We start from the raw sequence: 22290 nt of genomic DNA, 5'->3' as shown, positions 1-22290 counted from the left end.
CCGTGACCTCCCTCCGGATCCGCGACGCCGCGTCGTTGCTGGGGGTCAGCGACGACACGGTCCGTCGCTGGATCGACCAGGGGCTGCTGCGCGCCGGCAAGGATTCCGCCGGACGCAAGACAGTCGACGGTCGCGAGCTGGCGGAGTTCGCCCGCGCTCAGGCCGATGCCGGTCCCGATCCGCTCGGGGTGGGCAGCTCCGCTCGCAATCGCTTCGTCGGGCTGGTTACGCGCGTCGTCTCCGACACCGTCATGTCGCAGGTGGAGATGCAGTGCGGTCCGCACCGCATCGTCTCGCTCATGAGCACCGAGGCCGTGAACGAACTCGGTCTCGAGCCGGGCAGCATCGGGGTGGCCGTCGTCAAGGCGACCACTGTCATCGTCGAGACACCCGGAGGGGACGGATGAGGCGCCGGGCGCTCGCCGCGTTCGCTGCCGGTCTCACCGCTGCGGCACTGACGTCGTGCGGCACCGGCGGTGGCTCGGATGTCCTCACCGTTTATGCGGCGGCCTCGCTCCGGGCGCCGTTCACCGAGATCGCCGAACGATTCGAGGAGGCGAACCCCGGAGTGTCGGTGGAATTCTCGTTCGCCGGCTCGTCCGATCTCGAGACCCAACTCGAGCAGGGGGCACCCGCCGACGTCTTCGCCTCCGCCGACACCCGGACGATGGACGCCGCCGTCGCGGCCGGACTCGTTGCCGGTGAACCGATCCCGTTCGCGACCAACACGCTCACGATCGTCACCGAACCCGGGAACCCCCAGAACATCACGTCGTTCGCAGATCTCGCCGGTAAGGGCGTCTCGGTGGTCGTGTGTGCACCTCAGGTGCCGTGCGGTGCGGCCACCACGCGACTCGAGGAGGCTGCCGGTACCGACCTCGAGCCGGTGTCGGAGGAGTCGTCGGTGACCGACGTGCTCGGCAAGGTCACCTCCGGTCAGGCCGACGCCGGTCTGGTCTACGTCACGGACGCGACGCGCGCCGGCGAGACCGTCTCCGTTGTGTCCGTTCCGGAGGCTGCCGAGATCGTCAACGTCTATCCCATCGCAAGGCTGTCGGATTCCGGCAACGCTACTCGTGCCGATGATTTCGTGCGCTTCGTCACCGGCACGGACGGCCGGGCAGTCCTCGCCGACGCGGGATTCGGCATACCGTGACCGCGACGGGACTGCCCCGGTGGTTGTTCGTCCCCGCGGCACTCGGGTTGCTGTTCGTCGTCGTGCCCCTGGTGTCGATGCTGCTCACCGTCGACTGGACGACCTTCCCGTCGCTCGTGACATCCCCGGCGTCCCTCGACGCGCTCGTCCTGAGCCTGCGCACCTCCGCGGCCGCCACGGCATTGTGCCTCGTGCTCGGCGTGCCTCTCGCAATGGTGCTGGCGCGCAGTAGCTTCCGGTGGATAGCCGTGATCCGCGGGTTCGTCCTGCTGCCGCTCGTGCTGCCCCCGGTCGTGGGCGGTATCGCCCTGCTCTACACCTTCGGTCGTCGCGGACTGATCGGTGAGCACCTCGATGCGCTCGGGATCCACATCGCCTTCACCACCACCGCGGTCGTGCTCGCGCAGACCTTCGTCGCACTGCCCTTCCTCGTCACGAGTCTCGAAGGTGCGCTGCGCAGTGCGGGTTCACGCTACGAGGACGTCGCGGCCACACTCGGTGCGCGTCCCACGACGGTCTTCCGGCGCATCACCCTGCCCCTCGTGCTGCCCGGCCTGGTCTCCGGTTCGGTACTCGCATTCGCCCGCGCACTGGGCGAATTCGGCGCGACCCTCACCTTCGCCGGCAGCCTCCAGGGTGTGACGCGCACGCTGCCGCTCGAGATCTATCTGCAGCGGGAAACCGATCCCGATGCCGCCGTCGCGCTGTCGCTCGTGTTGATCCTGGTGGCCGTCGTGATCGTCGTGGCCGTGTACTCGCGGCGGAAGGACCGCCCGCTGTGAGCCTGACGGTGCGGGCCCGGGTCGCCGCACGCGATGTCGACGTCGACCTCGAGGTCGCGCAGGGTGAGATCGTCGCGGTGCTCGGCCCCAACGGAGCCGGCAAGTCGACGCTGCTGGGAGTGGTCTCCGGTCTGCTGCGTCCCGATGCGGGTCGCGTGGAACTCGACGGTCGCGTCCTCACCGATACCGCGACCGGCGTCGCCGTCGCTCCGCACGACCGGTCGGTGGTGCTGCTCGCCCAGCAGGCGCTGCTCTTCCCGCACCTGACGGTCGCGGACAACGTCGAGTTCGCACCGCGCAGTGCGGGTGCGGGTCGGCGTGAGGCCCGTGTGCGCGCCGAGAGGTGGCTGCAGGAGGTCGATGCCGCAGCACTCGCCGATCGTCGTCCGCACGAGTTATCGGGTGGGCAGGCGCAACGGGTCGCACTCGCACGTGCCCTCGCGGCCGAACCGCACCTGCTGTTGCTCGACGAGCCGATGGCCGCGCTCGACGTCACCGCGACACCGGTGTTGCGGTCGTTGCTGCGACGCGTCCTGCGCGACAGTGGACGCACGGGCCTGCTCGTCACCCACGACCCGCTCGACGTGCTCGCCCTCGCCGATCGGGTGATCGTGATCGAGGCCGGGCGGATCGTCGAGGACGGGCCGGTACGCCGGGTGCTGACGCGACCGCGCAGTGCCTTCGCCGCCCGCATCGCGGGGAGCAATCTCGTCACCGGCATCGTGCGAGCTGAGGCGCTGGAATCCGCGGACGGTCTCGTCCACGGCCGCGTCCACGACGACTGCGTCCCGGGAACGGCCGCCGTCGCCGTCTTCGCGCCGTCGGCGGTCGCCGTCTACACCGAGGCCCCGCACGGGAGCCCGCGCAACGCCCTGAGGGTGAGGATCGCGGAACTCGAGGCGCAGGGTTCGTCGGTGCTCGTGCGATCGGATACGGGTATCGCCGCGGAGATCACGACGGCGGCACTCGCCGACCTCGACGTCCATCCGGGTGACTCCGTATGGTTCGTCGTCAAGGCCACGGAGGTGGGGATCCATCCGGCCGCGCTGAGCGCGTGATCGCTACTGCCGCGTGCGGCGCACGACGAGCACAGCGACGAGCCCGATCAGGTAGACGACCCCACCTGCGACGGCCAGCTCGGGTGTGCGCCCGTCGGGGTCGATGACGAACGCCGCCACGACGATCGCGCCGAGGAAGGCGATGTTGAAGACGGTGTCCTGCAGCGCGAAGACCTGACCTCGGCGCGCGTCGTCGATATCGATCTGCATCGCGGCGTCGCCGGTGAGTTTGATGGTCTGACCGGCGAGGCCGAGCAGGAAGGCCGCGACGAGCAACGGTCCGGCCGACACGGTGGTGACGAACGCGAACTGCACGATCGCGGCGACGATCAACCCGACTGTGACGGTGCGCGGCCGGCCCAGCCGCGGGATCAGGATCGGTGCGAGCACCGCTGCGAGGAGCATGCCGGTGGCGGTGCAGGCGACCGCGACACCGAATCCGGAGAATCCCGCGAGCAGGTCGGAGCCATTCTCCTCGGCACGCAGGACGAGCACCATGATGAGCGTGTCGATGCCGAACACGATGCGGTGCGCGCCGATTCCGAGCATCGCGATCGTCACGCCAGGAGCTTCGAGGACGGCCCCTGCACCGGTCCGCAGACCTGACAGGACGGTGGGGATCACGGCCCGGGGACGTATTCCCTCGGGGCCGAGGGCATTCGCGGCGAATCCCGCTGCGGCGACCGCACCGACGAGCGAACCGCTCACTCCGAGGAGGACGGCCGTCCCGGAGCCAGTGTCGCCCGCGCCCACGAATCCTATGGTCGCGACCGCCGTGGCGGCCCCGACCGCCGAGACACCCGAACCGACCGTTGCCAGAACGGAATTGACCGGGACGAGCCACGACTGGGCGACCACGTGTGGGAGCGAGGCCGAGACGCCCGCCAGGACGAATCTGCTCACACCGATGGCGGCGAGCGCGAGCAGCATGAGTGGGGTCTGCGGTCCCCCGAGGAGCAACACGGCCGCCGCTGCCGCGATGAACACTCCGCGGAGCAGGTTGGCCCAGACGAGGACGAGGCGCCGGTCCCACCGGTCGAGCAGGGCGCCGGCGAACGGACCGATCACCGAGTACGGCAACAGCAGCACCGCGAAGCCTGCCGCGATCGTCACCGGGTCGGTGTGACGTTCGGGGTTGAACAGGATCGCCCCGCCGAGTGCGGCCTGGAACAGTCCGTCACCGAACTGGCTCGCGAACCGCACTCCGGTCAGTCGTACGAGACCCGGCGAGTTCCGCAGGGCGGTTGCGGTCGATCGCCACGCCCGCTGCCTGGACTGCTGCCCGGAGTCTCGCACAAGCACGACACTATCGGCTCCGCCACCATTCGACGGTGCGGGCGGCCGCCTCGTTGAGCGGGGTGGGCGACAGGCCGAGTACCTGTTCGGTGCGGGTCGAGTCCATGACGAACGGGGCATCGAACTGGTAGAGCATCTCGGCGAGTTCCTTCATGTCCCGGTTCACGTGGCCGCCGGCCCGCACCAGCCAGGACGGGATCGTCCCCACCGCGGGCGCGGGCAGGCCGGCCGTCCGCGTGAAGGCGGTGGCGATCTCGCGCTGTGCCACGGCCGGTCCGGTGGGTGCGTGGATCACGGTGTTCCACACGGTCGGCTCCCCCGCTGCCGCGATCATCGCCGCGGCCAGGTCGGGAACGTAGGTGAACGAATGCGGGACGTCGGCCGAGCCGAGCACCCGCACCTTCTTCCCGGCGAGCACGGTGGGCACCATGCGTGCGCCGGCCATCGCGTTCAGTACCCGCGGACCGAAGAAGTCCGACGCGACCACGCTCACCGTCGGTGCGCGATGCGCTGCCCGGGCGGCGAGGAGCTGCCGTCGGACACCGCGCTTGCCGGTGTCGGCCTCGCGGGGCGAGTCCTCGGTCATGACCCGGTCGGGTTCGCTGTACGAGTAGAGGCTCTCGGGGAAGACGACGACCGTCTTCTCCGACAGGTTCGCGGCGGCGTCGAGAACGACCCGCTCGGCGACGGGGAGTTCGCGTGCCCACACGTCGGCGCGGTAGGCCGACCCGTGGACGCACATGTACACCGCGTCGGCAACAAGTCCGTCTTCGTCGACGAGTGCTGCGGCCGCGGCCTCGGGATCCGTGACGTCGACACGCAGGCGTTCGATGCCCGCGCCTTCCGGTCCACTGCCCGATCGGGTGAGAACGCGCACGCGATGTCCTTGTGCGGCAATCTGTTCGGCGACGGTCCAGCCGACGGGTCCGGCTCCTGCGACCACCTGGAGATGCGACATGATTCCTCGCTTCGGAAAAGTGTGAGCACTGCTCTCTGATGACGTCGACGATCCTCCGTGCAGCCGTGCTTGTCAAGAGCGGTGCTCTCATTTGTTGACGGTGCTCTCTGTTCGACGGCAGAATGGTCCGGTGACGACACCACGGGCGCGCGCACGCGCACAGACGATGGCCGACATCCTCCGGATCGGCCGCGAGCATCTCGGCACCCACGGAGCGGCGGCGCTGTCGCTGCGTGCCGTCGCCCGAGACCTGGGCGTCGTCTCCTCCGCCGTCTACCGCTACGTCTCGAGCCGCGACGAGCTGCTCACCCTGCTCGTCGTCGACGCCTACGACGAACTCGGCGACAGTGTCGACCGTGCCGTCGACGCAGTCGACCCCTCCGATCACCGCGAACGGTTTCTCACCCTCGGCCGGGCGGTGCGCTCGTGGGCGCTGGCCGAACCGGCCCGCTACGGGTTGCTGTTCGGCAGTCCGGTGCCCGGTTACGCTGCCCCGGCCGAGCGCACCACCGCACCCGGTATCCGTGTGGTCCTGCGACTGGCCCGGATCGTGGACGAGGCCCACGCCGCGGGTGTATTGGACGACACGGCCGCTGCCCCACCTCCGGAGAGCCTGGGGGAACCGCTGGGCCGGATCCGGGACGAGTTCTCCCTCACGGCCCCGGATTCCGTACTGGCACGCGGTCTCTGGGTGTGGCCGTCGTTGTTCGGGTCCGTGAGCTTCGAGGTCTTCGGGCAGTACGGCCCCGACACTTTTCCGGACCGCGAGGTCCTGTTCGAACATCATCTCGCCCTGTTGGCACAGACCGTCGGGTTCCACCCCACGCGCCGGTGACGGCGGTGACAGAATGGCTGACGTGGCGCAGCATCAGGACGAACCCGAGGACCGCACCGCACCCTCGACACCCAGGGTGCGGGCCGGAAGCCTGCTCGTCTCCGCCACCGATCTCACCGAGCCGACCTTCCGCCGCACCGTCGTCTACATCATCGAGCACACCGATGCCGGCAGCTTCGGTGTCGTCCTGAACCGCATCAGCGACACCTCCGTCGACGCCATGCTGCCGCAATGGTCGTGGCTCGCCGCCGAACCGAAGACCCTGTTCGTAGGCGGTCCCGTCCACCGCAGTTCGGCGCTGTGCCTCGGCACGCTGCGGGTGGGGGCCGACATCACCGACGTCCCCGGCATCCGCCACGTCGACGGCCGAGTGGTGATGATCGACCTCGATGTCGACCCCGGGCACATCGCCCACTACGTCGAGGGTGTGCGGATCTTCGCGGGATACGCGGGGTGGAGCGCAGGTCAGCTCGACGGCGAACTACGCAACGACGACTGGATGGTGGTCTCGGCACTGCCCACCGATGTGCTCGCCCCCGCGCACCTCGACGTGTGGGCGAGGGTGCTGCGCCGGCAGCCGCTGCCGATGGCGTTGCTCGCGACGCACCCCATCGAGGTCGAGCGCAACTGAGCCCCCCTCGGGCGACCGGGACCGGTCAGCGGGCGTCGGCGAGAGTGTTGAGCGCGCCGGCCATCTCCTCGGCCCTCGTTGCGGTCACGGTGAATTCGTGTCCCGAGGCCGTGGTCACCACGACGGCAGGCCCGGTGCGCGTGACCAGGCCGTACCGCTTGCCGCCCTCGGCCCGCAGGCCCCAGCCGCCCCAGTCCTGGAACGGGCGGGTCTCGGTGACCTTCGCCCCGACGATCTCGTCGAGGTCGTATCCGAGCGCGTCGGTGGCCAGATTCGACACCCGGATCCCGTCCGCGTCGACCACCACGGTGTAGCGGAGCAGACCCAGCACGAGCAGAGCGACGGGCGCGATCAAACCCAGCGGCCACCAGCTCTGCGTCGCACCGCACACGACGAGCGCGGGGATCAGGACGAGCAGCGACAGTCCCGCCGTCGTGCCCACACCGGTGCCCACCTGCTCGACGATCGGCAGTTCGGCACGACCGCGCGGCAGCGCCGGATCCGGAGCGGCGGTCGCCGCCTTCCGCTCCCGACCGTCGCGCAGGAGCCGTCCCCCGAACCAGCCCACCGCGATACCCACCCACATGCCGAGCACCGCCGGCCAGCCCTCCAACGCGGCCTGCGTGGCGTCGGTCGTGTCGAGCTGCCCCGCGAGACCGGCCAGGAACAGTGCGGTGATCGTGCCGGTGACCCCGAGACCGATCGCGAGCATGTAGCGACGCATGAGCAGTTGCGCCTGCGCGATCGCGGCGATCGCGCAGCACCCTCCCCCGACGAGCACGATCAGCAGGGCGGCGGTCCACGCCGAGGTCATCGGTGACCCGAACGAATCGGGTGTCGTGCCCGACCAGTGCGTGGCGATCTCCTCGGGCAATCGTGGGATCCACGAGCGGGTGAGCACGAGTACGGCCACGGCACACAGCAACGGAACGGCCAGTCCGAGCAGCGCACCGACGGGGTCGACCTGACGCGTCGTCATGGGGGTCAGCCTAGGGTACGGGCCTCCACCGGCGCCGTCCTCGTTCCGCTCTCGTCGAACCATCCGTCGGGTCGCAGGTCGCCACCGAACCGGGGCATGTACTCGGTACACGCGAGTCGCGAGACGAGGCTGCGCCGGCTGTTCACACCGGTCTTGGTGAAGATGTTCTTCAGGTGGTCCTGCACGGTGTACGGGCTGATGAACAACCGACTCGCGATCTCGTTGCGAGACCGTCCGGCGAGCACTTCGACGAGTACTTCCGATTCGCGTGGCGTCAGACCGTAGGCGGCGGTGACCAGGGCGACGACCTCGGGCAAGCGTGCCCGCTCGAAGGTCATGACGACGCGGCCGGTCTCGTCGAAGATCGCGGCGCGCAGTACGAGCCATTCGCCGTCGAGGGTGCGGACACGCACATCCGCGGGCACGGGTCGTGTTCTACGGACCTGACGGGCGATCACATGCGCCGGTCCGGGGCGCCCCCGAGCGGGACTCTCCCAGCCGAGGCGTTCGAAGAAGATCATCGCTGCGGCAGTGACGGAATCGAATTCGTCGTCCGCCCCGATTACCACCACGGCCGGACCCGAGCATTCGCAGGCGGTGCCCTCGACGACCGTGTTCCGTGTTCGTGCGGATGCGTGCCGGATCAACGTGGTGCGGAATCCGTTCGCGACGTCGTCGAGAACGTCGTCGAGCATCGTGAGTTCGGCGTCGGAGAAACCTCGGCCCGACGCGCGGAGCAGATCACCGACACCCCAGCACCGACGGTCTCCGTCCCGGAAGACCAGCTGCACTTCGTGTCCCATGCCCAGATGCGACACGAGTTCGAGATACCGCCTGTTGCCGTATCCCGGTCCGCGGCCGGAGGGTTCTTCGATCCGCCGCACTCCGGACCGGTGCTGCATGAGCGCGTAGAGGCTGTCCGGATCGAGGTCCGGACCGTACTCGAACTCGATCGACAATCGGAGTACCTCGGCTGGGTCGTCGAGGCCGCGGGTGGTGAAGCCGGTGGGAACCCCGACGGCCGGGTCCACGGGTGCGACACAACCACCGTCGTACGGAATGAAAGCGCCGAGCACATCCATCACGAACTCGCGAAACTGCGCCCCGTCCGCAGCCGCGGATGCTGCGTCGTGGATGCCTGCCCTCAACCGCTGTGCAGAGCGCATATCCCGAAGTATCCCCCTCGAATGTGGGATTGAGAACACCTCACGCGGCGACGAGGCTCCATGGACACGGGGACATTCATACGGAAGTCGAGGTACCCGCCATGACCACCACTCACGCCACGCCGTTGTCCGCCGAGGATCTGGAGGTCGTGCATCTGATCCACTCCGCTCTACGCCGGGACACCGAACGTCTCGCCGACTTCGCACAGAAGTGGCGGACCGCCGATCCCGGCACGCACGATGCGCTGCTCCTCGGCTGGCACGGATTCAGCACCGAACTGCACACGCACCACTCCGTCGAGGACGTCTACGTCTGGCCGTTCATGCGGCCACGCCTCGCACACGATGCGGGGGCGATGGAGGTGCTCGATGCGATGGAGGCCGAACATTCCGTGATCGACCCGGCGTTGGCGGAGATCGAGGCTGTGCTCGACGACCGGGAGACGGCGACCGAGCGGCTCGGCGGTCTGCTCGACGGTCTCGTCACGTCGCTGGGTGCTCACCTCGCGCACGAGGAACGGGACGCCTTCCCGCTGATCGAACAATCCATCACCAAGGAGGAATGGCACGACATCTCGATGCGGGCGTTCGCGCAACTGGACAAGCGCGAGGTCTCCGAAATGCTGCCCTACCTCTTCGAGGGAGCACCGAAGGACCGCGTGGCCGTCGTGCTGAAGAGTCTCCCGGTACCGGTGCGGGTGCTCAACCGGTTCTGGTGGACACCGCGCTACGCACGGGAGCGCCGCTGGGCGTGAGGACTGCCGGTGGGAGGACCGTCAGGCGGTCGGCTCGCACGCCCCGCGCAGGCTGCACGCCCCGCACGAGGTACCGCAGCCGGCTGTCTCCTCCGGCTTCGTCGCCGCAGCGACCCGCGCTGCGACGGATCCGCCGGCTCCGGCGGTGATCAGGGCGGCCACCACGGTGACGACGACTGCGATGATCCCGGCGACGGTGGGCAGCGTCAGCGACGCGACACCACCGAGGGCGAGGAGCACCGCGGACCCGAGCATGCTGGGTGCGGCAACCTTGTTGGCCAGGGCGAACGCCTCGTCGTCACGCAGCGCGTCGGGGGTGCGCACACCGGCCCAGCGGTTGCGCGGGAGCTTGCCGGTCAGTGCCGCGACACCCACCGCGCCGACGACGAGAGCGAGCACGAAGAGCAGGACAGCGACGATGAGCACCCGACCAGGATACGCGGCCGGTGGTGCCACCGGTCTGCGCGGGTGCGGGTACGTTCTACCCTGGTGGGAGCACTCACACGCCCGGCCGAGTAGATAGTGATCACCGTGACCCGTCCCGAACAGACCTCCCAGCACGAACCCGGCAGCACTCCGCAGCATCGGTACACCGCCGAGCTCGCGGGGCGGATCGAGCAGCGCTGGCAGGAGCTCTGGCGCGAGCGCGGCACCTTCCACGCCCCCAATCCGGTGGGCGATCTCGCCGGCGAGGTGCCCTCCGACAAGCTGTTCGTGCAGGACATGTTCCCGTACCCCTCGGGCTCGGGCCTGCACGTGGGGCACCCGCTCGGGTACATCGCCACCGACGTGTATGCGCGCTTCAACCGCATGCAGGGCCGCAACGTGCTGCACACCCTCGGTTACGACGCCTTCGGTCTGCCGGCCGAGCAGTACGCCGTGCAGACGGGCACGCACCCGCGCACGACCACCGAGGCCAACATCGGGAACATGAAGCGGCAGCTCTCCCGGCTCGGTCTCGGGCACGACGAGCGTCGCTCGGTCGCGACGACCGACGTCGACTTCTACCGCTGGACGCAGTGGATCTTCCTGACGATCTACAACGCCTGGTACGACCGCGAGGCCGGCCGGGCGCGTCGCATCTCCGAACTCGAGGCCGAATTCGCCGACGGCACGCGTCGTCTCGAGGACGGACGCGACTGGGCGTCGCTGTCGGAGGGTGAGCGCGCCGACGTCATCGACTCGTACCGCTTGGTCTACCGGTCGGATTCGCTCGTCAACTGGTGCCCGGGTCTGGGCACGGTGCTCGCCAACGAGGAGGTCACGGCCGACGGCCGCTCCGAGCGCGGCAACTTCCCGGTCTTCCGGAAGAACCTGCGCCAGTGGATGATGCGGATCACCGCCTACTCCGACCGCCTGATCGACGATCTCGAGCATCTGGACTGGACCGACAAGGTCAAGTCCATGCAGCGCAACTGGATCGGGCGCTCGCACGGCGCCCAGGTGAAGTTCGCCGTCGCCGACCACGATTCGGCGATCGAGGTGTTCACCACCCGGCCCGACACCCTGTTCGGTGCCAGCTACGTGACCCTCGCTCCCGAGCACGAACTCGTCGACCGGATCGTCGCCGCGTCCTGGCCCGAGGGCGTCGACCAGCGCTGGACCGGTGGCGCCGCCGATCCGGCTGCCGCGGTCGCGGCCTACCGCGCGTCGATCGCCGCGAAGTCCGATCTCGAGCGGCAGGAGTCGAAGGAGAAGACCGGTGTCTTCCTCGGCGCCTACGCCGTGAACCCGGTCAACGGCGAGCGACTGCCGATCTTCATCGCCGACTACGTCCTCACCGGCTACGGTACCGGCGCGATCATGGCCGTTCCCGGCCACGACCAGCGCGACTGGGAGTTCGCGACCGCCTTCGGTCTGCCCATCCGCGAGGTCATCTCCGGCGGCGACGTCACCGCCGAGGCGTACACCGGCGACGGTGTGCTGGTGAACTCCGGCCTGCTCGACGGTCTCGCCGTCGCCGAGGCGAAGAAGACGATCGTCGCGAAGCTCGAGGCGGACGGCGCCGGACGCGGCACCATCCAGTACAAGCTGCGCGACTGGCTGTTCGCGCGGCAGCGGTACTGGGGCGAGCCCTTCCCGATCGTCTACGACGAGCAGGGACGCGCCCATGCTCTACCCGAATCCGCTCTGCCCGTGGAACTTCCCGAGGTGGAGGATTACGCGCCGGTCTCCTTCGATCCGGACGACGCCGATTCCGAACCGTCCCCGCCGCTCGCGAAGGCGGTGGATTGGATGAACGTCGAGCTCGATCTCGGCGACGGCCTGAAGCGCTACACGCGCGACACCAACGTGATGCCGCAGTGGGCCGGCAGCTCGTGGTACCAGCTGCGCTACATCGACCCCACCAACTCGGAAGCCTTCTGTGACAAGGAGAACGAGGCGTACTGGACCGGCCCGCGGCCGGAACTGCACGGCCCGAACGACCCGGGTGGCGTCGATCTCTACGTCGGCGGTGTCGAGCACGCGGTGCTGCACCTGCTGTACGCGCGGTTCTGGCACAAGGTGCTCTTCGACCTCGGGTACGTCACCTCCTCGGAGCCGTACCGTCGCCTGTTCAACCAGGGTTACATCCAGGCCTACGCCTACACCGACTCGCGCGGCGTGTATGTGCCGGCCGAGGAGGTCGTCGAGCGCGACGGCACGTTCTACTGGACCGGCCCGGACGGTGAGCAGGAGGTCGCTCGCGAGTACGGGAAGATGGGCAAGTCGCTCAAGAACTCCGTCAGCCCCGACCAGATCTTCGACGAGTACGGCGCCGACACCCTGCGCGTCTACGAGATGTCGATGGGCCCGCTCGACCAGTCGCGTCCGTGGGCGACCAAGGACGTCGTCGGCGCGCACCGCTTCCTGCAGCGCGTGTGGCGTCTCGTCGTCGAGGAGGAGGGTGGCGCGCTGCGCGTCACCGACGACACCCCCGGCGACGACACGCTGCGGGCGCTCAACAAGACGGTCGCGGGTGTGTCGGACGACTTCACCCACCTGCGCGACAACACGGCGATCGCCAAGCTCATCGAGTACACGAACCACCTGACGAAGCAGTACCCGTCGGGTGCGCCGCGCAGCGCCGTCGAACCGCTCGTGCTCATGCTCGGCCCGGTCGCCCCGCACCTCGCCGAGGAGATGTGGTCGCGTCTCGGACACACCGAATCGCTTGCGCACGGCCCGTTCCCGGTCGCCGACGAGAAGTGGCTCGTCGAGGACAGCGTCGAGTACCCGATCCAGGTCAACGGCAAGGTGCGCAGCCGCATCACCGTCCCGGCCGACGCCGCGCCCCAGGCGATCGAGGCCGCCGCGCTCGTGGACGAGAAGATCGCCGACCTGCTCGGCGGTGCCGCACCGCGCAAGGTGATCGTGGTTCCCGGCAAGATGGTCAATGTCGTGAAGTAGCAACCGCTTACGACGGACGAGACCCCGGTGCACAGGATGCACCGGGGTCTCGTCGACTACAACCGGGATCAGGGGTGCTTGTGTTCGATCTTCTCGAACTCGGCGACCTCGCCCGCATCGTGCGCGCGCTCCTCCGCTTCCTTCGCCTCGAGCTGCTTGGCGACGGCATCCTTGAGGGAGACCTTGGCGGGCTCGGCGGCCTCCTGCTCGGCCTTGCGGATGCGCTCCTCGTCCTTCTTCTTCGCGGTCTCGGCGGCCTGGCGCTTCGCGGCGGCCTCCTGGTCGGCCTTCGCGGTCTCGGCGGCCTTCTTCTGCTCGGCCTCCTTCTCCGCCTGCTTCGCGCGTTCCTGCGCACGCTCCCGGGCCTGCTCGACTTCGTTCTCGCGGTCGCGTCGCGCGGCTTCCTGCTGGGCAGCGGCACGTTCACGCGTTCGACGGAGTTCGGCGTCTGCCGCGCGCTTCTCGGCCGCGGCCTGCGCGTCGAGTTTCTCCGCGCGCTTCACCGCCTCGGCGCGTTCGGTGGCGAGCGCCCCGCGGGTGGCGATCTCCTGGTCGTCGAGCACGCTGCCGACGATGCCGTCCAGCAGGCCCAGCCCCCGCTCGTACATCAGGCGCGGCGGGGCGTCGGTGGGCAGGAACCGCAACTGCTGCTCGATCAATCCCAGTGGGAAGCGGGCGATCTTGTACTGCAGTCGCAGAACGCTCTTGGGCAGAGTGGCGAGGTTCATGGGCGCATCTCCAACTTCGATGGGGGTACAGCTCCGGTAGGGAATGTCGGTGGTGTTCGTCAGCGATCCGGCTCGTCGGTCAGCGTGCGTTCGAGGGCTTCGGCCTTGCGGCGTTCCTCTTCGGCCTGGAGGCGTGCACGTTCGGCGTCGTGGGAGGCTCGTCGGTGGTCCTCGTCGGCGGCCGCGACCTCTGCGGCGGCATCCGTGACCTGCTCGTTCTCCTCGCGACGTGCCTGTTGTTCGGCGGCTGTGGCCTCACGAGCGGCGTCGGATCGCCCTCGGACGATGTTCTCCTGATGTTCGAGGTCGGCGGCCTGTTTGCGGACCCGTGCCTCCCGCTCGGCCTGCGACTCGACGGCGTCGGTCCGCTGCTGCACGGCCTCGCGTTCCTGTTGTCCGGCCTCGCGGACGGCGTCGAGCTGTTCGACCGCCTCGTCGCTCTCGGCCTCGGCCATGTGCGAGAGGGTGTCGGCCTTCCTGGTCTGCCGAGCCTGCTCCTGCTCGAGACGGCCTTCGGTGGTGAGGGAATCGTTGCCGGTCAGAGCGCCGGCGACCTCCTTCGCCTTACCGACCACGGTCTGCTTCAACCCGAGGCGTGCCTTGTCGGCCGGACCGGGGCGAGCCCTGTCGGATGCACCAGGGCGAGCCCTGTCGGATGTGTTGTCTTCGACCACGGTCATCTCCTTCCGTACGGGACACGAAGGGGACGGCCCCCATGGCTTGGGGTAGCCAGACGCGGTCGGCTTCAATCCTCGAGAGTCTCGAGAGGGTGGATGTGCGCGCCGACGAAGTCGACGACATCGCCCAGGACCTCGTCCCGATTCGTCTCGTTGAAGATCTCGTGCCGCGCTTCGGGATAGGTCTTCGACGACGCCCCGCGACCTGCCAGCGACGACCATCCGGTGGCGGTGCCGTCGAGGGGAACCAGTCGATCGTCCTCGCCGTGCAACCACAACACGGGCACGTCGTCGACGGCACCGGCGGCGGTGATCGTGTCGATGCAGGTCTTCAGCGCCTGCACGGTGGTGCGCTTGAACGGGCCGTGCCAGACGAGCGGGTCGGCCACGTAGGCGCGACCCACCTCGGGATCACGGGAGAGGGTGGACGGATCGATGGGGGTATCGGGGATCTCCTCGGCCGTGAGCAGGGCGTCGACGGCCGCCCACCTGCCGAGGACCGGGCCGGACAGGACGACCGCGGCCAGTTCCGAGCCGTATCGCTGCGCGTACCGGGCGGCGATCATGCCACCCATCGAGTGTCCGACGAGCACGACCGGCAGGTCGGGATGCTCGCGTCGCGCCGTGAGATCGAGCAGACGGAAATCGTCGACCACCTTCTCGAAGTCGTCGATCAGGACGCGTTCGCCGTCGCTGAGACCGTGACCGATGTGGTCCACCGCGTAGACGGCGGCGCCGTCGGCGACGAGGTGCGCGGCCACATACTCGTAGCGTCCGCAGTGCTCGCCGTAACCGTGGCACAACAACGCCACGTAGCGCGGGGCCTCGCCGACCCACGTGCGGGCTGCGAGAGCACCGGCGTGTCCGTCGAGGGTGAAGGCGACAGCGTCGATCATCGGGTCTCCGATCGTTCCGGGTGATGGCGATGTCATCGTCCTCCGGCGCGGGGGTCTTCCGAGTGGGAATCGCGAGTGCATCCGCGGATCCGGCCCACTACCGTCGAATTGAAACGTGTTCCCGATTCGAACGAAGGAGACCCCATGGCACCGAGTCGGGACGCGATCCGCACCACCGTCGAGAACTACGTGAAGTCCGTGGCCTCCGGCACCGTCGACGATGTCCTCGCGCTGTACGCACCGGGCGCTACGGTCGAGGATCCGGTCGGCACGCCGGTCCGCGCCACCGAGGCCGAGATCCGCGAGTTCTACGGAGTGGTCGAACCGCTCGCGCAGACCGGTGAGGTGATAACCCTCAAGATCGCGGAGAACAACGCCGCATTCGTGTTCCGCCTGGTCACGCACCTGGGTGAGCAGGATCTGGTCATGGAGGTCGTCGACGTGATGACCTTCGACGACGACGCGAGGATCACGAGCATGAGGGCGTTCTGGAGCCAGGAGGACATGCAGACCGTCCCCGCCTCCTGATGGACAGCCTCATCGTCGAGGTCGATGGTTTCACGTGGAACATCGACGATCGGGGCGACGGACCCGCGGTCGTCATGTGCCACGGCTTCCCCGGCCTGGGGTATAGCTACCGGCACCAGTTCGCGCCGCTCGTCGACGCCGGATACCGTGCCGTCGCCCCCGACATGCCCGGCTACGGCCGCACCGGCCGGCCCCGGGAGGCCGAGGAGTACACGAACGTCGCGGTCGCCGATCGCCTCGTCCGACTGCTCGACGTCCTCGGGATCGACAGCGCGGTCGTCGTCGGTCACGACTTCGGTGCGCCCGTCGCATGGACGACGGCGCTGCGACATCCGGACCGCGTCGCCGGTCCGGCGGATACCGCTATCACGACGTATGGTCGCATCCGTCCGAGAGACGCGGATATCTCGACGTGCTGCACACCGCTCCCGAGTTGCCGTGGGATTGGCTCACCGACGACGAACTCGCCCATTACGCGTCCGAGTTCGCCCGCACCGGATTCGGCGGAGGCCTGTCCTGGTATCGCGCCTACGACGCGAACTGGGAGGCGTCCCTACGAGGGCGCGAAGGTGCAGGTACCGACGCTGTTCGTGGCCGGCGACCGGGATCCCGTCATCACGATGTCGGGACCGTCGGCGCTCGAACGGATGCGTGATTTCGTCCCCGATCTGCGCGGTGTCCACCTGCTCGAGGGCGCGGGGCATTTCGTGCAGATGGAACGTCGCGACGAGGTGAACGAGCTTCTCCTGAGCTTCGTCTCCGGGATCCGGATACCGACGAGAACCGCCGAACAGCACTTTCACCGGCGATCATCGACCTAGCATGACGGCGTGGCCAGCGACACGGTTCGTGGATTCGGTCTGGCACTCGCCCTGACGGCACTGGTGGCGGGTGCCTGCTCGTCGGGCGGTTCGGTCGAGACGACGACGCCCGTGCAACTGCATGTCGCCACCGCGCAGGACGACCCGTGGACGCCGCGTCTCGTGCCGCCGCAGGTGCCGGTCGCGGTGCCGCCAGCTCCCCCCGAAGTCGTCGAGGAAGGCGGTGATCCGGTCACCGCGACCGCCGGGACCCCGGCCGTTTCCGGTGATCGGCCGGCGCTCTACGGGGGCAGTCTCGACCGGCCCCTGTGCGATCGCGAAGGGCTCATCCGTCATCTGGAGGAGGATCCCGCCAAGGCCGAAGCGTGGCGCGGTGTCCTCGGCGTGCCCGACATCCGCGGCTACACCGACACCCTCACGGCGGTCCTGTTGCGCGCCGACACCCGGGTGACCATGCACGAGTACCGCGACGGTGCGGCGCGGCCCGTGCAGTCGCTGCTCGAACGCGGCACGATCGTCCTCGTCGACGAACTCGGTGTTCCGCGCGTGCGGTGCGTGCGCGGCAATCCGCTGTCCGCGCCGGTGCTCACCGGAAACGACGAACTCGAAGGTCCGAAATGGCCCGGACTGAACGCCGAGCGGATGTTCGTCGTCCAGCCCGCCGCGACTGCCGTGCGGGAGTTGGAGGTCATCGACATCACGACCGGCGCGATGGTCCCCGTGCCGGTCGGTGAGGCCCTGCCGAAAACCATGGCTCCGGCCGCACCGGAGACCACGGAGGAAACCCGCCCGGAGACCGAGGCGCTGCAGGTACCCGTTCCTGCACCGCGGCGCGATCCGGTGCCGGAAGCCGCGGCACCACCACCGCCTCCTCTCCCGGAACCGTCGCCTCCGCCTCCCCCCGCTCCGGAACCGCCGCCACCGCCACCGCCACCGCCACCGCCGCCGGCTCCGGAACCCGCTCCGGCACCGGCACCCCCGCCGGCGCCGCGGGCTCCCGCGCCGCCGCCTCCGCAGATCCAGATCCAGATTCCGGGCGCTCCCCCGGTCGTGATCCCCCTGCCGTTCTGAGCCGCCTGCCGTTCTGAGCCGTCAGCTCTTTCGAGTCGTCAGCGAGGACGCAGAACGACCTCGGTGGGGTGGGCGTCGACCGGCGCCTCGACGACCTGCCGCACCGCACGCGCCACCGTGCCGGGGCTGAGGAACTGCGACGGGTCGTACTCGCGGCCCTCCGACGCGACGATCGCGCGCTGCATGTCCGTGTCGATCCGGCCCGGGTGGATCGAGGTGACCCGCAGCGCGGGTTCCTCCTCGCGCAGCGCGTCGCCGAACGCCCGCAGTGCGAACTTGCTCGCGGCGTAGGCACCCCACCCGGGGCGAACGCGCAGACCCGCCCCCGAGTTGATGAGCACCACGTGGCCGTTCGCGGTCCGCAGGGCCGGTAGCAACACCTGCGTCAGGGCGACGACGGCGACGACGTTTGCCTCGAACGTCTCGCGCCACTGCCGGGGCTCGCTGTCGGCGATCGTGCCCAGTTCGGCGACGCCCGCGTTGTGGACGAGCACGTCGAGCCGATCGATGTCGGCGGCGGCCGCGGCGACGGCGACGTGATCGAGCAGGTCCACGGGCCACGGCGTGGCGTCGGGCAGTTCCTCGAGGATCGCATCGAGCGACTCGCGACGTCGGCCGCCGAGGAGCAGATCGTGGGTGGGAGCGAGTTCGTGGGCGATCGCGGCGCCGAGACCGCGACCCCCTCCGGTGACGAGAGCTGTGGGGCGCATGATCACGAGCCTAGGAAGCCGAGGGCGGGGCGGCCACCGCACCGTGCTCGAGACCGGCCAGGATCTCGGCGAGCCGGTCGTCCGGCGGGGTCGACACCGCCGGGTCGCGAGGGAACCGGAGTTCGAGGAACGCCTTGGGTCGTGACAGCACGTATTCGCGCGCCAGATTCCTCAGCCGCGTGCGCGGTCGCACGTCGTTCGCGGCACGGACTCCGGCGATGTCGATTCCCGCCCGCCGGCACAACGCCACCGCGCGCGAAAGGTGGAAGGCCTGGGTCGTGATCAATGCATGCCGCACGCCGTAGGTGGCGACGGCGCGCCGGGCGGTGTCGTAGGTGTCCAGACCGTACGGGTCGGCGACGATCCGTTCCCGGTTGACACCCTGCTCGACGAGATACGCGATCATCGCCGCGATCTCGTCGCCCGAGGTTCCCGCCCCGTCGCCCGAGACGAGCACGGCCTGCACCCGTCCCCGTTCCATCAACGCGACGGCGACGTCGAGACGGCTGCGGAGCACCCGCATCGGACGGCCCTCGTGCACCCGCGCGCCCGGCACGATCACCACCGGGGCGGGTGGTGCGTCGTCCACCTCGTAGATGAGGCCCTTCGCCTCGGACGCCACGCGGGCGGAGACGAGTGTCAGCGCGGACACCGCACCGACGGCCAGTGCGGAGACCGCACCGAGGAGGGACGACGGCCGGACGGATTCGAGCATGCGTCCCAGATTACGGACGCCCGGCGGCCACAATGGAGGGGTGGACCCCGTCGACGCACTCCGCGAAGTCGCCTTCTGGCTCGAACGCGAACACGCCGACACCTACCGTGTGCAGGCCTATCGACGCGCGGCGGAGGTGCTCGCCGAGGTGAGCGACCACAAGCGGGAGGTTCTGCGGAAGACCGACTCGTGGACCGATCTGCACGGCATCGGGAAGAAGACCGCCACCGTCATCCGCGAGTCGTTCGACGGAGTGCCCGCCTATCTCGAGCAGTTGCGCGAGGAGGCCGAACCGATCGGACGAGGCGCCCGCGACCTGCTCGAGTCCCTGCGCGGCGACCTGCACACCCACTCGAACTGGTCCGACGGCGGCAGCCCGATCGACGAGATGCACCGCGTCGCGTCGATGATGATCGGGCACGAGTACTTCGCTCTCACCGACCACTCCCCCCGTCTGAAGGTTGCGAACGGTCTGACCGCGGAGCGGCTGCGCTCGCAACTCGGCGTCGTCGCGCAGATCAACGGGAACGCCGATGGTGCAAGGATTCTCACGGGTATCGAGGTCGACATCCTCGACGACGGATCGCTCGACCAGGACGAAGGGCTGCTCGCCGAACTCGACGTCGTCGTCGCGAGCGTGCACTCGAACTTGCGGGCCGACCGGTCGGCGATGACGAAACGCATGCTGCGTGCGGCGGCGAATCCCCACGTCGACGTCCTCGGGCACTGCACCGGCCGGCTCGTCGCCGGGGGGCGCGGAAACCGTCCCGAGTCGAAGTTCGACGCCGAGAAGGTCTTCGCCGCATGTCGCGACCACGACACCGCCGTCGAGATCAACTGCCGGCCCGAACGCCGCGACCCGCCGTCGCGTCTCATCGACCTCGCGCTCGAGACGGGCTGCCTGTTCTCCATCGACACCGATGCGCACGCACCCGGGCAGCTCGACTGGCTCGGGTACGGTTGCGAACGTGCCGTCGAGCGGGGTGTCGAACCCGAACAGGTGATCAACACCTGGGAGATCGACGACCTGCTGGCGTGGACCGACAGGTAGGAGATGCGCGTGGAACACGTCGACGTACTGATCGTGGGAGCCGGATTGTCCGGCATCGATGCCGGTTACCGGTTGCAGACACAGTGCCCGGATCTCGGGTACGCCATCCTCGAGAGTCGCGACGCGATCGGTGGTACGTGGGATCTGTTCCGCTATCCCGGGATCCGATCGGACAGCGACATGTACACGCTCGGCTTCCCGTTCCGCCCGTGGCGGGGCGAGAAGTCCATCGCCGACGGCCCCGACATCCTGCAGTACATCCGCGACACCGCCGCCGAATTCGGCATCGACCGACGGATCCGATTCGGCCACAAGGTGATCGACGCATCCTGGTCGTCGGAGGACGCCCGGTGGACGGTGCGTGCCTCGACCGGGCACGGAACCGTCGAGATGTCCTGTTCCTTCCTCTATCTCTGCAGCGGCTACTACAGCTACGAGTCGGGTTACCTCCCCGACATCCCCGGTCTGCAAGACTTCGCGGGCACGGTCGTGCATCCGCAGTTCTGGCCCGAGAACCTCGACTACGAGGGGAAGAGGATCGTGGTGATCGGCAGTGGCGCCACGGCCGTCACGCTCGTGCCCGCCCTGGCGGAGAAGGCCGAGCACGTGACGATGCTGCAGCGCTCCCCCACCTACGTGATGTCGCTGCCCGCGCGCGACCCGATCGCGACGCGGATTCGACGCCTGTTGCCGGACAGGGTGGCCCACCGCGCAGTGCGGACGAAGAACGTCGTAGCCAATCTCGGCTTCTACCAGTTCTGCCAGCGGTTCCCCTCGGCCGCGAAACGCATGTTGCGCACCCTCGCCGAACGTCGCCTGCGCGGCAGGATCCCGGTCGATCCCCACTTCTCACCGCGCTACGACCCGTGGGATCAGCGACTGTGCGTGGTCCCCGACTCCGACCTGTTCCGCACCCTGCGCGCCGGGAAGGCCGAGATCGTCACCGACCGGATCGACACCGTCACCGAGAAGGGTGTCCGCCTCGAGTCCGGTCGCGAACTCGAGGCCGAGATCCTGATTCCCGCAACGGGTCTGCAACTGGTGCCTGCCGGGGGCATCGAGTTCGTCGTCGATGGGGAGAGGATCGACCTCTCGGCCCGGTTCATCTACCGTGGCATGATGCTCGACGGCCTGCCCAATGCCGCGATGTGTCTCGGCTACACCAACGCGTCGTGGACCCTGCGTGCCGATCTCGCGTCCCTCTACGTGTGCCGGTTGCTGCGGTACATGCGACGCAACGGTTACCGTTCGGCGGTTCCGAGGTATTCGGGCGACGGGCGTACCCGCCCGCTTCTCGGTCTCGACGCCGGGTACATCCACCGCGCGGAAGGTGCTCTGCCCAAACAGGGTGCGCGCAGCCCGTGGTTGATGCGGCAGAACTATCTCCTCGACCTGCCCACCATGCGGCTCGGGCGTGTCGACGAATCGATGCAGTTCACGCCCTGACCCGTCAGCGCCGCCGCGCCGCCAGGTGGACGTCGGGGAAGCGATGATCGGTGTCGGGGCGGCCGACCGTCCGCCACACCTCGTCGAATCCGGCGTCGGACAGGGCCGCGGCGAGACGATCCGGGTGCCACCGCCACGCCGGCGCCACCGCGTGATCGAACTCGACCACCTCGCCCGGGATGTCGGTTGTCTGGCCCACGATGAGCACCACGCCGCCGGACGGAATCCGCTCCGTCCAGCCGTCGAGGATCCCGGGGATCTCGAACGGCGGAACGTGGATGAGGCTGAACCGCGCGATGATCGCGCTCGGAACCACGTCGCGGAGTTCGTCGGACCCGAGTCGCGCGTCGTCCCGCACGAATCGCAGCGCGGGGTAGGCGCCCCGCGCGATGCGCAGCATCTCGGTGCTGGGATCGAGGCCGATCACGTCGAGTCCGCGGTCGGCGAGATCCGCGGCCACGTATCCGGGCCCGCAGCCCACGTCCAGCACGACACCCTGCACCTGGCTCTGGCACACCATCTCGGCGAAGGCGGCGACGGTGTGGCGTTCGAGCGGAGTCAGGTACGGATCGGGAAACAGCTCGACGTACAGATCCGCGAGGGCATCGTATCCGGGCTGGGTCACCCCGGCATGCTATCGC

24 protein-coding genes are annotated in these 22290 nt (G+C 69.0%); 13 read left to right on the top strand and 11 right to left on the bottom strand.

Annotated elements, in window-relative coordinates; translation table 11 throughout:
• Positions 1–2 precede the first annotated feature (2 nt).
• Genes KXC42_RS24125 through KXC42_RS24110 form a run of 4 tightly spaced genes read left to right on the top strand, consistent with a single transcriptional unit; the run spans position 3 to position 2996 of the window.
• Positions 3–407, top strand: coding sequence for a molybdopterin-binding protein (locus KXC42_RS24125; RefSeq protein ID WP_019290487.1), 405 nt, complete (start codon positions 3–5; stop codon positions 405–407).
• Positions 404–1156, top strand: coding sequence for a molybdate ABC transporter substrate-binding protein (gene modA, locus KXC42_RS24120; RefSeq protein WP_219129731.1), 753 nt, complete (start codon positions 404–406; stop codon positions 1154–1156). Before KXC42_RS24125 ends, modA begins: the two co-directional genes overlap by 4 nt.
• On the top strand, positions 1153–1938 hold the full coding sequence (locus KXC42_RS24115; RefSeq protein WP_219129730.1) for an ABC transporter permease: 786 nt from the start codon (positions 1153–1155) through the stop codon (positions 1936–1938). The genes modA and KXC42_RS24115 overlap by 4 nt, the downstream gene beginning before the upstream one ends.
• The gene (locus KXC42_RS24110; RefSeq protein ID WP_006550885.1) at positions 1935–2996 is read left to right on the top strand and encodes a sulfate/molybdate ABC transporter ATP-binding protein; all 1062 of its coding nucleotides are present in this window, start codon (positions 1935–1937) and stop codon (positions 2994–2996) included. Before KXC42_RS24115 ends, KXC42_RS24110 begins: the two co-directional genes overlap by 4 nt.
• 3 nt (positions 2997–2999) lie before the next feature.
• Here KXC42_RS24110 and KXC42_RS24105 read toward each other — a convergent pair whose 3' ends face one another.
• Together KXC42_RS24105 and KXC42_RS24100 are read right to left on the bottom strand one after the other, a co-directional pair.
• Positions 3000–4298: an MFS transporter gene (locus KXC42_RS24105; RefSeq protein ID WP_373922174.1), complete on the bottom strand. Its 1299-nt coding sequence runs from the start codon at positions 4296–4298 to the stop codon at positions 3000–3002.
• 4 nt (positions 4299–4302) lie between these two features.
• Complete coding sequence (locus KXC42_RS24100; RefSeq protein ID WP_219129729.1) at positions 4303–5250, bottom strand: NAD-dependent epimerase/dehydratase family protein; 948 nt, start codon at positions 5248–5250, stop codon at positions 4303–4305.
• Between the two features lie 166 nt (positions 5251–5416).
• On the opposite strand from KXC42_RS24100, the gene KXC42_RS24095 reads away from it, so the two are divergent.
• Together KXC42_RS24095 and KXC42_RS24090 are read left to right on the top strand one after the other, a co-directional pair.
• The gene (locus tag KXC42_RS24095) at positions 5417–6085 is read left to right on the top strand and encodes a TetR/AcrR family transcriptional regulator (protein ID WP_019290493.1); all 669 of its coding nucleotides are present in this window, start codon (positions 5417–5419) and stop codon (positions 6083–6085) included.
• 13 nt (positions 6086–6098) lie between these two features.
• Positions 6099–6716 (top strand): YqgE/AlgH family protein, encoded by a 618-nt coding sequence (locus KXC42_RS24090; protein ID WP_019290494.1) that lies wholly within the window; start codon positions 6099–6101, stop codon positions 6714–6716.
• Between the two features lie 25 nt (positions 6717–6741).
• Here the strand turns inward: KXC42_RS24090 and KXC42_RS24085 are convergent, their stop codons facing one another.
• Together KXC42_RS24085 and KXC42_RS24080 are read right to left on the bottom strand one after the other, a co-directional pair.
• On the bottom strand, positions 6742–7695 hold the full coding sequence (locus KXC42_RS24085) for a DUF1648 domain-containing protein (protein WP_006550880.1): 954 nt from the start codon (positions 7693–7695) through the stop codon (positions 6742–6744).
• 5 nt (positions 7696–7700) lie between these two features.
• On the bottom strand, positions 7701–8861 hold the full coding sequence (locus KXC42_RS24080) for a LuxR family transcriptional regulator (protein ID WP_219129728.1): 1161 nt from the start codon (positions 8859–8861) through the stop codon (positions 7701–7703).
• Positions 8862–8962: 101 nt separating this feature from the next.
• Here KXC42_RS24080 and KXC42_RS24075 point away from each other — a divergent pair, with 101 nt between their 5' ends.
• Complete coding sequence (locus KXC42_RS24075; RefSeq protein WP_006550878.1) at positions 8963–9616, top strand: hemerythrin domain-containing protein; 654 nt, start codon at positions 8963–8965, stop codon at positions 9614–9616.
• Between the two features lie 21 nt (positions 9617–9637).
• Here KXC42_RS24075 and KXC42_RS24070 read toward each other — a convergent pair whose 3' ends face one another.
• The gene (locus tag KXC42_RS24070; protein ID WP_016691037.1) at positions 9638–10042 is read right to left on the bottom strand and encodes an SdpI family protein; all 405 of its coding nucleotides are present in this window, start codon (positions 10040–10042) and stop codon (positions 9638–9640) included.
• A 96-nt stretch (positions 10043–10138) separates the two neighbouring features.
• Here KXC42_RS24070 and leuS point away from each other — a divergent pair, with 96 nt between their 5' ends.
• Positions 10139–13006 carry a leucine--tRNA ligase gene (leuS, locus tag KXC42_RS24065; protein ID WP_219129727.1) on the top strand — a complete coding sequence of 956 codons (2868 nt, stop codon included), beginning with the start codon at positions 10139–10141 and terminating at the stop codon, positions 13004–13006.
• Positions 13007–13074: 68 nt separating this feature from the next.
• Here leuS and KXC42_RS24060 read toward each other — a convergent pair whose 3' ends face one another.
• The 3 genes from KXC42_RS24060 to KXC42_RS24050 form a co-directional block, all read right to left on the bottom strand.
• Entirely contained in the window at positions 13075–13734 is a 660-nt protein-coding gene (locus KXC42_RS24060) for an IF2 family translation initiation factor (protein ID WP_219129726.1), read from the bottom strand.
• A gap of 59 nt (positions 13735–13793) precedes the next feature.
• Positions 13794–14414 carry a general stress protein CsbD gene (locus KXC42_RS24055; RefSeq protein WP_033098059.1) on the bottom strand — a complete coding sequence of 207 codons (621 nt, stop codon included), beginning with the start codon at positions 14412–14414 and terminating at the stop codon, positions 13794–13796.
• Positions 14415–14479: 65 nt separating this feature from the next.
• On the bottom strand, positions 14480–15307 hold the full coding sequence (locus tag KXC42_RS24050) for an alpha/beta hydrolase (RefSeq protein ID WP_019290501.1): 828 nt from the start codon (positions 15305–15307) through the stop codon (positions 14480–14482).
• Between the two features lie 144 nt (positions 15308–15451).
• On the opposite strand from KXC42_RS24050, the gene KXC42_RS24045 reads away from it, so the two are divergent.
• The 3 genes from KXC42_RS24045 to KXC42_RS24035 are packed head-to-tail and all read left to right on the top strand — an operon-like array spanning position 15452 to position 17727.
• Positions 15452–15835 (top strand): nuclear transport factor 2 family protein, encoded by a 384-nt coding sequence (locus KXC42_RS24045; protein WP_006550872.1) that lies wholly within the window; start codon positions 15452–15454, stop codon positions 15833–15835.
• A complete protein-coding gene (locus KXC42_RS24040) occupies positions 15835–16656 on the top strand; it encodes an alpha/beta fold hydrolase (protein WP_257605941.1) in 822 nt (273 codons plus the stop codon). Before KXC42_RS24045 ends, KXC42_RS24040 begins: the two co-directional genes overlap by 1 nt.
• A gap of 9 nt (positions 16657–16665) precedes the next feature.
• Entirely contained in the window at positions 16666–17727 is a 1062-nt protein-coding gene (locus tag KXC42_RS24035; protein ID WP_219129725.1) for a DUF6777 domain-containing protein, read from the top strand.
• Positions 17728–17765: 38 nt separating this feature from the next.
• On the opposite strand, the gene KXC42_RS24030 is transcribed toward KXC42_RS24035, so the two are convergent.
• Together KXC42_RS24030 and KXC42_RS24025 are read right to left on the bottom strand one after the other, a co-directional pair.
• Positions 17766–18437 carry an SDR family oxidoreductase gene (locus KXC42_RS24030; RefSeq protein WP_219129724.1) on the bottom strand — a complete coding sequence of 224 codons (672 nt, stop codon included), beginning with the start codon at positions 18435–18437 and terminating at the stop codon, positions 17766–17768.
• Between the two features lie 10 nt (positions 18438–18447).
• Positions 18448–19152 carry a vancomycin high temperature exclusion protein gene (locus tag KXC42_RS24025; RefSeq protein WP_039584416.1) on the bottom strand — a complete coding sequence of 235 codons (705 nt, stop codon included), beginning with the start codon at positions 19150–19152 and terminating at the stop codon, positions 18448–18450.
• A 40-nt stretch (positions 19153–19192) separates the two neighbouring features.
• On the opposite strand from KXC42_RS24025, the gene KXC42_RS24020 reads away from it, so the two are divergent.
• Complete coding sequence (locus KXC42_RS24020) at positions 19193–20203, top strand: PHP domain-containing protein (protein WP_219129723.1); 1011 nt, start codon at positions 19193–19195, stop codon at positions 20201–20203.
• A gap of 3 nt (positions 20204–20206) precedes the next feature.
• Positions 20207–21649 (top strand): NAD(P)/FAD-dependent oxidoreductase, encoded by a 1443-nt coding sequence (locus KXC42_RS24015; RefSeq protein ID WP_219129722.1) that lies wholly within the window; start codon positions 20207–20209, stop codon positions 21647–21649.
• Positions 21650–21653: 4 nt separating this feature from the next.
• Here the strand turns inward: KXC42_RS24015 and KXC42_RS24010 are convergent, their stop codons facing one another.
• Positions 21654–22274 (bottom strand): trans-aconitate 2-methyltransferase, encoded by a 621-nt coding sequence (locus KXC42_RS24010; protein WP_219129721.1) that lies wholly within the window; start codon positions 22272–22274, stop codon positions 21654–21656.
• Between the last annotated feature and the right edge of the window lie 16 nt (positions 22275–22290).

The sequence above is a fragment of the Rhodococcus sp. LW-XY12 genome, from assembly GCF_019317345.1.
Classification (GTDB): Bacteria; Actinomycetota; Actinomycetes; order Mycobacteriales; family Mycobacteriaceae; genus Rhodococcus; species Rhodococcus pyridinivorans.
Note: the sequence above shows the minus strand (reverse complement) of the source record. Positions and strands in the feature narration are given on the sequence as shown.

Coding starts and splice junctions, on each gene's coding strand:
- modA (WP_219129731.1), top strand. CDS start 404: ATGAGGCGCCGGGCGCTCGCCGCGTTCGCTGCCGGTCTCACCGCTGCG.
- KXC42_RS24100 (WP_219129729.1), bottom strand. CDS start 5,250: ATGTCGCATCTCCAGGTGGTCGCAGGAGCCGGACCCGTCGGCTGGACC.
- KXC42_RS24095 (WP_019290493.1), top strand. CDS start 5,417: ATGGCCGACATCCTCCGGATCGGCCGCGAGCATCTCGGCACCCACGGA.
- KXC42_RS24090 (WP_019290494.1), top strand. CDS start 6,099: ATGGCTGACGTGGCGCAGCATCAGGACGAACCCGAGGACCGCACCGCA.
- KXC42_RS24085 (WP_006550880.1), bottom strand. CDS start 7,695: ATGACGACGCGTCAGGTCGACCCCGTCGGTGCGCTGCTCGGACTGGCC.
- KXC42_RS24080 (WP_219129728.1), bottom strand. CDS start 8,861: ATGCGCTCTGCACAGCGGTTGAGGGCAGGCATCCACGACGCAGCATCC.
- KXC42_RS24075 (WP_006550878.1), top strand. CDS start 8,963: ATGACCACCACTCACGCCACGCCGTTGTCCGCCGAGGATCTGGAGGTC.
- KXC42_RS24060 (WP_219129726.1), bottom strand. CDS start 13,734: ATGAACCTCGCCACTCTGCCCAAGAGCGTTCTGCGACTGCAGTACAAG.
- KXC42_RS24055 (WP_033098059.1), bottom strand. CDS start 14,414: ATGACCGTGGTCGAAGACAACACATCCGACAGGGCTCGCCCTGGTGCA.
- KXC42_RS24050 (WP_019290501.1), bottom strand. CDS start 15,307: ATGATCGACGCTGTCGCCTTCACCCTCGACGGACACGCCGGTGCTCTC.
- KXC42_RS24045 (WP_006550872.1), top strand. CDS start 15,452: ATGGCACCGAGTCGGGACGCGATCCGCACCACCGTCGAGAACTACGTG.
- KXC42_RS24040 (WP_257605941.1), top strand. CDS start 15,835: ATGGACAGCCTCATCGTCGAGGTCGATGGTTTCACGTGGAACATCGAC.
- KXC42_RS24030 (WP_219129724.1), bottom strand. CDS start 18,437: ATGCGCCCCACAGCTCTCGTCACCGGAGGGGGTCGCGGTCTCGGCGCC.
- KXC42_RS24025 (WP_039584416.1), bottom strand. CDS start 19,152: ATGCTCGAATCCGTCCGGCCGTCGTCCCTCCTCGGTGCGGTCTCCGCA.
- KXC42_RS24015 (WP_219129722.1), top strand. CDS start 20,207: ATGCGCGTGGAACACGTCGACGTACTGATCGTGGGAGCCGGATTGTCC.